Source organism: Polaribacter sp. BAL334, assembly GCF_015767435.1.
Taxonomy (GTDB): domain Bacteria; phylum Bacteroidota; class Bacteroidia; order Flavobacteriales; family Flavobacteriaceae; genus Polaribacter.
Window position 1 is genome coordinate 23,022 of the sequence record NZ_JADWOV010000206.1, and the last position, 10,452, is coordinate 33,473.

The 10,452-nt window shown below is 33.1% G+C and carries 10 protein-coding genes; 3 read left to right on the plus strand and 7 right to left on the minus strand.

Annotated elements, in window-relative coordinates; translation table 11 throughout:
- Positions 1-40: 40 nt before the first annotated feature.
- From IU405_RS01285 to IU405_RS01295, 3 genes are read right to left on the minus strand one after another with little or no spacing between them, the layout of a single operon-like run.
- Entirely contained in the window at positions 41-2,317 is a 2,277-nt protein-coding gene (locus tag IU405_RS01285) for a penicillin-binding protein 1A (protein WP_197436818.1), read from the minus strand.
- 2 nt (positions 2,318-2,319) lie between these two features.
- Positions 2,320-2,820: a gliding motility lipoprotein GldH gene (locus tag IU405_RS01290; RefSeq protein ID WP_197436819.1), complete on the minus strand. Its 501-nt coding sequence runs from the start codon at positions 2,818-2,820 to the stop codon at positions 2,320-2,322.
- Positions 2,798-4,183 carry a stage 0 sporulation family protein gene (locus tag IU405_RS01295; protein ID WP_197436820.1) on the minus strand — a complete coding sequence of 462 codons (1,386 nt, stop codon included), beginning with the start codon at positions 4,181-4,183 and terminating at the stop codon, positions 2,798-2,800. The genes IU405_RS01290 and IU405_RS01295 overlap by 23 nt, the downstream gene beginning before the upstream one ends.
- A 301-nt stretch (positions 4,184-4,484) precedes the next feature.
- On the opposite strand from IU405_RS01295, the gene IU405_RS01300 reads away from it, so the two are divergent.
- Entirely contained in the window at positions 4,485-4,778 is a 294-nt protein-coding gene (locus IU405_RS01300) for a hypothetical protein (protein WP_197436821.1), read from the plus strand.
- 757 nt (positions 4,779-5,535) lie between these two features.
- Here IU405_RS01300 and IU405_RS01305 read toward each other — a convergent pair.
- Positions 5,536-6,513, minus strand: coding sequence for a permease (locus IU405_RS01305; protein ID WP_197436822.1), 978 nt, complete (start codon positions 6,511-6,513; stop codon positions 5,536-5,538).
- A 67-nt stretch (positions 6,514-6,580) separates the two neighbouring features.
- Positions 6,581-6,820, minus strand: a complete 240-nt coding sequence (locus IU405_RS01310) for a thioredoxin family protein (protein ID WP_197436823.1) — start codon at positions 6,818-6,820, stop codon at positions 6,581-6,583.
- A gap of 206 nt (positions 6,821-7,026) precedes the next feature.
- Here IU405_RS01310 and IU405_RS01315 point away from each other — a divergent pair, with 206 nt between their 5' ends.
- Together IU405_RS01315 and IU405_RS01320 are read left to right on the plus strand one after the other, a co-directional pair.
- Positions 7,027-7,791: a DpnI domain-containing protein gene (locus tag IU405_RS01315; RefSeq protein WP_197436824.1), complete on the plus strand. Its 765-nt coding sequence runs from the start codon at positions 7,027-7,029 to the stop codon at positions 7,789-7,791.
- Complete coding sequence (locus tag IU405_RS01320; RefSeq protein WP_197436825.1) at positions 7,788-7,991, plus strand: hypothetical protein; 204 nt, start codon at positions 7,788-7,790, stop codon at positions 7,989-7,991. Before IU405_RS01315 ends, IU405_RS01320 begins: the two co-directional genes overlap by 4 nt.
- On the opposite strand, the gene IU405_RS01325 is transcribed toward IU405_RS01320, so the two are convergent.
- Both IU405_RS01325 and IU405_RS01330 read right to left on the minus strand, forming a co-directional pair.
- Positions 7,983-8,462 (minus strand): DNA N-6-adenine-methyltransferase, encoded by a 480-nt coding sequence (locus tag IU405_RS01325; RefSeq protein WP_197436826.1) that lies wholly within the window; start codon positions 8,460-8,462, stop codon positions 7,983-7,985. The two genes, IU405_RS01320 and IU405_RS01325, sit on opposite strands and share 9 nt — an antisense overlap.
- A gap of 444 nt (positions 8,463-8,906) precedes the next feature.
- A complete protein-coding gene (locus IU405_RS01330) occupies positions 8,907-10,451 on the minus strand; it encodes a sugar porter family MFS transporter (protein WP_197436827.1) in 1,545 nt (514 codons plus the stop codon).
- Between the last annotated feature and the right edge of the window lies 1 nt (position 10,452).

A 10,452-nucleotide genomic window follows, 5' to 3' on the forward strand; every position in this document is an offset into this window, starting at 1 on the left:
CTAAATTCTTTACTCTTTATTCTTTTCTCTTTATTCACTATTAAAAATCAGTATCTCCACCTCGAATTTCGTTCAACGTATTTTCTGAAGTGCCACTACAATTGAGATTGATTGTTACATTTTCAGGTCTTTCGAAATCATCTTTACTGATATTTAACGTTTTGTCTGCATAGCATTTCCTCATGAAAATTGCCCAAGATGGTAAAGCCATGGTGGCTCCTTGACCTTTTAAAATTCCTCTAAAATGCGTTGCTCTGTCTTCACCACCTGTCCAAACTCCCGTTACCAAATTAGGCACCATTCCCATAAACCATCCATCAGATTGGTTTTGCGTAGTTCCTGTTTTTCCTGCAATTGGATTGGTAAAACTATATGGAAAACCTGTGGCAACTTTTCCTGCAGAAGTATAATTGGAACGCAAACGAATTCCTGAACCTGCATTGGTTACTCCTTTTAACAAATCAATGATCACATAGGCTGATTCTTCGCTCAAAACCTCTTGCGATTTTGGTGTAAAATCTTTGAGAACTTTTCCGTTTTTATCTTCAATTCTAGTAATAATCATAGGTTCCACTCGCAACCCTTTGTTGGCAAAAGTGCTATAAGCACTTGTCATTTCTAGCAGAGACAAATCAACTGCACCTAACGCTATGGATGGCATAGGTTTGATGGGCGTTTCAATACCTGCTGCTTTTGCCAATCTTACCACATTTTCTGGGTCAACCATGTCAATTAAACGTGCTGAAATGGTGTTTACAGAACCTGCCAAAGCTTCTTTGATGGTCAACATTCCTCCGTATTTATTATCAGAATTCTCGGGTGTCCAATCTTGAATCAATCCATATTTTCCTGTAGGAATGGTGTACCTGATATTGGGAAGTTCTTCACAAGGAGACATACTTAATTGATTGATGGCTGTTGCGTATACAAAAGGTTTGAAGGTAGAACCAACTTGTCTTTTTTGTTGCGAAACGGCATCATAACTAAAATGTTTGTTATCAATTCCACCCACCCAAGCCTTGATGTGACCAGATTGTGGTTCAATTGAAACCAATCCTGTGCGTAAGAAAAACTTATAATATTTGATAGAATCATTTGGAGACATGATAGTATCAATGTTTCCTTTCCAAGAAAAAACACTCATGTCCGTTTTTGTATTGAAAATTTTATCAATTTCTTTTTTAGAGACTCCTGCTTCTTTTAGGCGATAATACCTGTCCGAATTTCTTTTGGCACGTTCTAAAATCGAATTCATTTGATCTTTATCAATATCATAAAAAGGTGCATTTTTATTTCTTTTCTGTTCTTCAAAAAAGTATGATTGCAAGTTTGCCATGTGTTCTTTTACGGCTTCTTCAGCGTATTTTTGAATTCGAGAATCAATTGTTACATAGATTTTTAATCCGTCTTTGAAAATATCATAATACTCACCATCCGGTTTTGGATTGTTTTTTACCCAATCACGCATTACTTTTTGCAAATGCGATCTAAAATACGTGGCATATCCATCACTGTGACTTTCTGGAGTGAAATTGATTTTAAGAGGCAATTTTTGTAGAGAATCTTTTTGTTCTTCTGTAAGAAAACCGTTTTTTTCCATTTGACTAAACACCACATTGCGTCTTTCTAAGGATTTTTCTCTAGAAATTTTTCTATTGGGATTGTATTGTCTTGGATTTTTGAGCATGGCAACAAGAATGGCAGCTTCTTGCACATCCAACTCTTTTGCTTCTTTTCCGAAGTAAATTCGTGAAGCAGAGCGAATTCCAACTGCATTGAAAATAAAATCTTGCGTGTTCAAATACATGGCAATGATTTCTTCCTTAGTATATTGCCTTTCTAGTTTGATGGCCACAACCCATTCTTTCAACTTTTGCAACACACGTTTTACTTTGTTGCTTGATGCGTTTTTGGTAAACAGATTTTTAGCCAACTGTTGTGTAATGGTACTTGCTCCACCTCCACTTCCTAGTTTTACAACAGCTCTTGCAGTCCCCTTAAAATCAATTCCTGAATGCTCGTAAAAACGTTCATCTTCTGTTGCAATCAATGCATGCACTAAGTTTTCAGGTAAATCTTTGAATTTGATGGGTGTTCTATTTTCTTTCGCATATTTTCCTATGGTTACACCATCAGCAGAAATGACTTCAGTAGCCAAATTAGACTGCGGATTTTCCAAATCCTGAAACGAAGGCAAAGGACCAAAGCCGCCCAAAGCAGCAATGATGAATAGTAAAAAAACGAAAGCGAATCCTCCAATAAAGAGTCTCCAAAACCATTTGATGTATTTTTTAAATTGTGTTTGTTGTTTTTTCATAGTTAGTTCACTTTTTCAATACTGAATCCAATATCTTGAATTCCATTTAGTTTTTGTAATGGTTGTACTTCGCCATTTTGTCTCATAGCTTGACGAATTTGAAATCGATAATTTCCTGCTTTGGGGAATATTTTTTGTTCTTTGTAAAATAATTTACTTTCCTTAGAATCTGCAATTCCTTTTCCCAGAAATTTCCCTGTGGCATCTGCCATTTCATAGTGCAAGGTGTCTATCACTTTTGTTTCATCAGGAAACGTTAATGTAGTGATGACATACATATTGCTAAAAGGATAATCCCCTGTATTTCTTACATGGATGAACAAATTTTTGGGTGAAATGGTATCCTGAATGCTAAAATCAAAGGTCACTTTTTTGGAAGTATCCCAAGCTGCATTTTCTATCGGTTCAAATTGTATGAACTCAATAGTATCATCACAAGAGAAAAAAGAGACTGCAAAAAACAATGCTACAAAAATGCTTTTATGATTGCGAATTGGAATCATTTTTAGGCTTCCTATTTTTTCTATTTCTGTTGTTGTACCTTTTTTTATTGGTGTTTTGAGTAGTTGCATTCGGCTGATTTACATTTTCTTGATTGTTAACAGACGTTGGTTTTTGTGCTTGTTTTTGGGGCTGTTGCTGTGGTTTTTGTGCTTGTGGTTTTCTTTGTTGATTTCCTTGTTTTTGAGGATTTTCAACAGTTGATTTTTCAGCAACTTCCGTAAATTTCTTTTTTGATTTTTTTCTTCTATTGCTTTTGATAGGCACATCAAAACGTGTTAAACTATCTTCACCAACTGCATCTTCAAAACTTACTTTTACTGGAATTTCAACTTCTGATTCATATTCTTCTAATGAAGCAGATTTCTCATTATTTTTATTCAACTCAATAATTTCCAATACATGTTCGAGTGTTAAACGAAACCATTTGGAACTTTCTTCTTTGTATGTGTACCATAAAAAGTTTTTGAAAATATCCATTTTCACAAAAATAGCCTCTCCTTTTTCTGTTTTCAACACCAATTCTTGTTTCGGAAATGGTTTTAAAGCATCTAAATAAGAGTCTAATTCAAAGTTCAAACAGCATTTTAGTTTGCCACATTGTCCTGCTAATTTTAGCGGATTTAAGGACAATTGCTGATAACGAGCTGCAGAAGTGGTTACTTTTCTAAAATCGGTCAACCAAGTGGAACAACACAATTCTCGTCCGCAAGAACCCACACCACCCAATCTGGCAGCTTCTTGTCTTGCGCCCACTTGTTTCATTTCTACACGTACTGAAAAAGCGCTAGCCAAATCGCGAATCAATTGACGAAAATCAACCCTTGTTTCTGCTGTGTAATAGAACGTTGCTTTGTTTCCATCACCTTGATATTCCACATCAGAGAGTTTCATTTGCAATCCTAAACGCCCTAAAATTTCTCTTCCTTTGCGTTGGGTTTCTTCTTCTTTATCTCTGGCTGCTTGCCAAATATCAATGTCTTTTTGAGTTGCTTTTCGGTAGATTTTCTTTATTTCATCGCTATCAAGTGTGATATTTCTTTTTTTCATTTGCACTTTTACCAATTCGCCTGCTAAAGAAACTACGCCAATATCATGCCCTGGCGAACTTTCTACAGCCACCACGTCTCCCATAGAAATGGTGAGATTTTCAGCGTTTCTATAAAAATGCTTGCGTCCGTTTTTAAAACGTACTTCAAAAATATCAAATCGTTCTTGACCACTAGGCAATGTCATGTTTGACAGCCAATCAAAAACAGCTAATTTTTCGCTGCCACTTCCACAGGTGCCTGTGCCACAATTTCCATTACTTTTACAACCTCTAGGAACCCCATTTACGGTTGTTCCACAACTTCCACATGCCATGTAATTCTTATATTTGAATGGTTGTTGGTTTTTGGTTGATGGTTTTTAGGTAACAAATTAAAAACAATCAACAAAAAACTACTCACCAAAAAAGTTCATAATTTTGATTCTCAAACAGTTATAAAAACACTTTTTTATATTGTTTAATCAGTAAATATATAAAATCTGAGTGAGAAGTGGTATGTAAATTTTTGCTAAAAGCAAAGAAGTTACTAAAATGAGCAATTTGAGAGTGTTTGAAAGGCCGTTTTTTGTTCAAAAAAGGGTTGCATTTCTGTTTTAAAAAGCCTACATTTAAAGCATGAAAAAGATATTTCTCATCAGTGTTTTTATTTTTGTAGCTTGTAAAACAAGTCAATTCGATTATGATAAAATAACACGTATTGAACTTCCAGCAAGCATCCAAGAACATACAATGCAAGACATTCTGAGAATGGAAGCTTCTCGCAATCAAAAAATTGTAGTGTATCAACAACAACTTTATCCTCTGAAAACATTAGATTCCATTGTAAAAAGTTTGGGAGAACGAGCCAATATTACGATTACCAAAGACAGTATTTCAGGGAAAAAATGGATTTTGATTACCTCAAAATAGGGGTATGATTGGATTTGCATGCACTCTGTATGCACTTATATATGGAGAATCCTAGGCTTTGGTACGCTATAAGTACGCTATACCTATGCTATAAGTATGCCTTATCTATGCTTTATAGTAGGCTTTGGGTAGTGTACGTTTGCCCACATTTTTGAATTTTTCAGTAGAAAAAAGAACTGATGCAATGTACAAAATCTGAGGGAAATCTGTTGAAATTTTTGATTATTTAGTTTAAAAAAATTTCATTTCAACTTGTAGCAAAATTAAAATATACGATTGAATCCTATAATTTGGAGGTTAATGGAATTTTTATTTAGAAACTCTTGGGTGTAATTATTTTATTCAAAAAAAATAGATTTTTTGCCACAAATTCACCAATTTTAAGGATTTCATCACCATAATTGTTTTCATCTTTGATGAAAATTGGAATTCATAGTTCATAAATAATTCGTGAATTCGTGGCAATTTCACTTTAAAATTTAATTATACCCAACAAATTATCTACCTATTTAACGTGAGTTCAATATATAAATTATTGAATAACAAAAGCATTAATTTTTAAAATATACCACTTTGTGTTTTTTGTGTCTTCCCTGCCTGCGGCAGTCAGGTTTGAGAATTTTGTGTCCCGAAATTTCGGGACTATTACACTAAGTTACACAAAGGAGGCACAAAGTTTCTCAAAGCTCTAAAATTTCGGGACTATAAAATTAATTATCAGTAAATTACAACAAAAATTAAATCGAACTCAGGTTATTCATAAAATTAAGTTGAATAGATACCCTGAAATGATGATGCAACATGTAACCACGCCAAAAAAGATGGCTATGAGTTTTAACGTCATTACTTTTTTTAGGAGCATCGCTTCTGGCAATGACAAACCAACAACGCCCATCATAAAAGCGATTGCTGTCCCTATTGGAATTCCTTTTGCTACCAAAACTTGAACTATAGGAAGAATTCCTGATGCATTTGAATACATTGGAACTGCCAAAATAGTAGCAATTGGCACTGCAAATAAGTTGTCTTTGTCCATATATTTTTCAAAAAAACCTTCTGGAATGTATCCATGCATGATTCCGCCAATGGCAATTCCGATAATTACATACGGAATAATCCCTTTTAAAATAAATAGTACTTCTGCCCAAATAATGGGCAATCGTTGTTTGAGCGTTTGTTTTTCTGCTTTAAAAATATCTTGTTCTCTTTGGGCATTTGCAAGAACTTCTTTTACCCAAGGTGTTAAAAAGCGTTCAAGTTTTAATTTTTGAAGAATCATCCCAGAAATGGTTCCTAATAAAATACCGCTAATGACATAAATAATGGTTGTTTTTAATCCAAATAATCCAATAAAAAGTCCAATTGCTACTTCATTCACTAAAGGTGAAGTAATCAAAAAAGCAAAGGTTACCCCCAATGGAATTCCACCTCTTACAAAACCAATAAATAAAGGAACTGAAGAACAAGAACAAAAAGGAGTTACTACTCCAAAAAGGCTTGCCAAGAGGTATTCTAACCCATATAATTTATTTCGTGACAAAAAATTTTTGACTCTGTCTATGGGAAAATAACTGTTGACAATTCCCATAAAAAAAATCACTACGAAAAGTAAGATTAAAATCTTTGTGGTGTCGTAAAAAAAGAAATTCAAGGCTTCTGCCAAATGCTGTCCTTTCTCTACATTAAAGACTTCATATACGAGCCAATCTGCCAAATGTTGTATCCAATCGAACATGATTTATTTTTCACCTCATTTAGTATTCAAACAATAACGAATTTTGATTTTTTAAATCGGTCATTGTTTATGTATGTAACAATGCTAAAACCTCCTCTTTTGAAGGCACTCTTCCTTTGATGGTAACTACGTTATTTATCACTAAAGCTGGAGTTGTCATGACATTGAATTTCATAATTTCCATAATGTCTTCAATTTTTTCGATGGTAGCATCCACTTTATTTTCTGACACTACTTCTTGAACAACGCTCGTCATTGACTTGCATTTTGCACAACCTGTTCCTAAAACTTTAATTACTTTGGTCATTTTTTGTTTATTTAAATCGGCATTGACGAAAAGGCTTCTTCTAATGAATTGTTGCAGTAAATTTTTTTTACTCTTTCAATCGTAAAATTACGATATACAATTGAAATGAAATGCAACAAAAGTTACATATCTATGGCATTTTAAAACAGTTTAACACTGTGAATTACAAAGTTGTTTTGTGTATTTTAGCGGTTTGAAAACATTGCATGAATTTAAATTTCAACACCAAATTAGCCACTGGATATTCAAGTAATTCCCAAATTGCGAGAGTTTTAACGGAACATTGGGTTAAAGAAAATTCCTATTGCCCTTCTTGTGGCGAATTGTCTTTGAATGAATTTGAAAATAATAGGCCTGTTGCTGATTTTTATTGTAACACGTGTTCAGAGGAATATGAATTGAAAAGCAAAAACGGAAAATTTTCAACAACCATCAATGATGGAGCTTATGCCACTATGATTGAAAGAATCAATTCCAATCAAAATCCGAATTTTTTCTTTTTAACCTATTCAAAACAATGGTCTGTTGAGAATTTTTTAATCATCCCAAAACAATTTTTTACTACCGAAATTATCATCAAAAGAAATCCACTTTCTGATACTGCAAAAAGAGCAGGTTGGATTGGTTGCAATATTGATATTTCAAAAATTGCCACCGCTGGAAAAGTATTTTTGATAAAAAACGGAAGGACAATAGCTCCTGAAACTGTGAAAGAAACGTTCCATAAAACGTTGTTTTTGCGCACAAAAAATAGGGCTTCCAAAGGGTGGATTTTAGACATTATGAATTGTGTAGATTTGATTCAAAAAGATACTTTTACGCTTGATGAAATGTATCAATTTGAGCAAAAACTCAAAACAAAATATCCAAATAACCAATTTATCAAAGATAAAATAAGACAACAATTACAAGTTTTAAGAGATAAAGATTTGATCGAATTTGTTAGCAGAGGAACTTATAGAAAAAAATGAAAAAATACATCATACTCACTCCAGAAGGAGAAACTTTTGCGCCAAACAGGGAATTTGAAGTTGAAAATCTTCAAGTATTAGGTATTGTTGAACATGCAGTGAATGAAGATGATGCCATTGTTCAATTATTGAAAGAAAATAGTTGGATTATCGATGCTGAATTTAATGTTGCCGAATTTATCGTACATGAATTACTTTAGTTTGATAAACTTTCCAGCAATTCCTGAATTCTTTAAAGCAATTGCATTTTCACTTCCATAAGCGATAAAAATACTTGGTGCGCCAGGAGTGCCCATTTGTTTTCCTTGAAGATTATAAAATTTAATGCGTCCTTTTACAAATAAAATGGCATCAGCATCCTCCCAAATATGATTGAAAAAGCATTTTGTTTCTGTTCTTGCAAAAATTAACGCAATTCCATTTCCGTGTATTTTTAATTTTTCTATCCATTTTTCCATTCCTCTTCCATAAGGAGGATTCATGTAAACTCTGCCAAACCATTCTTTGGTCAAACCATCATCATTCAAATTAAAATTAGATGTTGCATGCACAAAAGGAGGAGAAATTGGTGTGCAAGGATCTAGATCAAATTCCCCTAACATTTTTACCAATTCAGGTGGCGTTAACCATTCAATCGTTGTGTTTTTTGCTTTTTCAAATGTTACGTTCATCCATTATTTTTGAGCAAATATTTGATCTTTTTTCGGATAAAAAAAATTTAATTTGATCATTATCAATACATTACACACAATAAGTATGATTTCAAAACTCAATCAATTCATTTTCAAAATGATAGTTGTTTTTTATTTTTTTCAATAAAATCAAAAATATTAAGATCATAGAATCCCAATCCTTTTTCAAAAACGGGAAGGGTATTTGTTCAAAAACAAATTGTTCATTTTATATTGATATTATTTATAGTTCTTCTTACCTATTTGAAAAGTAAGGGTTTGCATGAATAATTTTTCATCAAAGTTTTAAAAATATTGGTTGCTATTTTTGATCGTAGCTATTTAATTTTATCAAATTATATTCACCTGTTGGGTATTTTATGGGATGATATAATATGTACATCTAATACGATGATATTATTAAGTTTATTTTAAAGAAAAGATTTAAAAACCACTTTTCACAAACTCTCTTTCAATTTCTTCCAACGATTTTCCTTTGGTTTCTGGAACGATTTTTAGCATCACAAAAAACCCAATCAACGCGATAAATCCGAAGATAAAAAAGGTCAACGCATTTCCAAAATTTGACAATTCCCAAGGGAAAACCAATTGCACCAAAGAACTGATTAAAGAGTTGATAAATGCGATAATGCCAATTGCCAAACCACGATATTTGATAGGGTAAATTTCGGATAATAATACCCACATTACAGGGCCCAATGAAAATGCAAAACAAGCAATAAATCCTAAAATTCCAACTAAAACCAAGGTTGCATTGATATTTGTGGCAACTTCCAAAATAGCACCATCATTTTTTTGATATATCCTATTTCCTAAGTATGATTTTGCTGCGTTTTTAAAATCCAAATCGTTCGTAAAAACAGTATTTGCTATGGGTAACAATTTGGGAGCATCTTCAAAAGTCAAAGAATTTATTTTTTCTGTGGTCAATTGATAGGTGGCTTTTTGAAATCCGTAAGCACATAAAATCAAACTAAAAGCAATGCCAAAAGTGCCCACTAATAACAGTGATCTTCTACCAGTTTTATCAATCAAATACATAGAAATAATCGTAAAAATGACGGAAACAGAACTCAATAAAATGCCTGATGAAAAGGAAGCGTCTGTGCCAATTCCTGTTTGTTTGAAAATAGAAGTGGCATAAAAATAAACGGCATTAATTCCTGTGATTTGTTGCAAAATTCCGATGACCAAACCCACTAAAAACAAAAATTTCAACCCTGGTTTTAAGAGATCTTTGATATTTATTGTTGATGTATTCGTATTGTCTGTCACGTTTTTTTCGATGGCAGCAATTTCTTCCTCCGCAGTAATTTTTCCATGAATTTGGATGAGCACCAATTTTGCTTCTTCAGGTTTGTCTTTTAAAAACAACCATCTTGGACTCTTTGGAACGAAAAATAGAAAGATAAAATACAATACTGCAGGAATCAATTCAACACCCAACATGTACCTCCAAACATTTTCATCGGTTAAAAAAGAACTTTCAGGAGTGTTGTATTTGTTGAAAAAGTAATTGCTTAAAAAAGCTGCAAAAAATCCCAAAACAATATTCAATTGCTGAATTGCTACTAATTTTCCTCGATTTTTTGAAGTAGAAATTTCGGCAATATACATGGGCGCTAATACTAAAGCTGCTCCAAAAGCCAAACCACCAATCATTCTTGCGATGTATAAAATTTCATAAGAATTGGCAATTGCCGATAATAATGCAGACAAAGCATATAAAAATGCCACAATCAATAAGATTTTTTTTCTACCAAAAATATCACTCAATCTCCCAGAAAATAACATGGCAATCATGGCTGCAAAAGAGGGCGAACTCACTACCCAACCTTCTTGAAGTTCTGTTAATTGAAATTCTGGACTTGCATACGACATGACTCCAGAAATAATTCCAGCATCAAAACCAAATAAAAATCCTCCTAAAGAGACTACAAATGCAATTAATGCTAGTTTTTTTGACATG

Coding starts and splice junctions, on each gene's coding strand:
- IU405_RS01285 (WP_197436818.1), bottom strand. CDS start 2,317: ATGAAAAAACAACAAACACAATTTAAAAAATACATCAAATGGTTTTGG.
- IU405_RS01290 (WP_197436819.1), bottom strand. CDS start 2,820: ATGATTCCAATTCGCAATCATAAAAGCATTTTTGTAGCATTGTTTTTT.
- IU405_RS01295 (WP_197436820.1), bottom strand. CDS start 4,183: ATGGCATGTGGAAGTTGTGGAACAACCGTAAATGGGGTTCCTAGAGGT.
- IU405_RS01300 (WP_197436821.1), top strand. CDS start 4,485: ATGAAAAAGATATTTCTCATCAGTGTTTTTATTTTTGTAGCTTGTAAA.
- IU405_RS01305 (WP_197436822.1), bottom strand. CDS start 6,513: ATGTTCGATTGGATACAACATTTGGCAGATTGGCTCGTATATGAAGTC.
- IU405_RS01310 (WP_197436823.1), bottom strand. CDS start 6,820: ATGACCAAAGTAATTAAAGTTTTAGGAACAGGTTGTGCAAAATGCAAG.
- IU405_RS01315 (WP_197436824.1), top strand. CDS start 7,027: ATGAATTTAAATTTCAACACCAAATTAGCCACTGGATATTCAAGTAAT.
- IU405_RS01320 (WP_197436825.1), top strand. CDS start 7,788: ATGAAAAAATACATCATACTCACTCCAGAAGGAGAAACTTTTGCGCCA.
- IU405_RS01325 (WP_197436826.1), bottom strand. CDS start 8,462: ATGAACGTAACATTTGAAAAAGCAAAAAACACAACGATTGAATGGTTA.
- IU405_RS01330 (WP_197436827.1), bottom strand. CDS start 10,451: ATGTCAAAAAAACTAGCATTAATTGCATTTGTAGTCTCTTTAGGAGGA.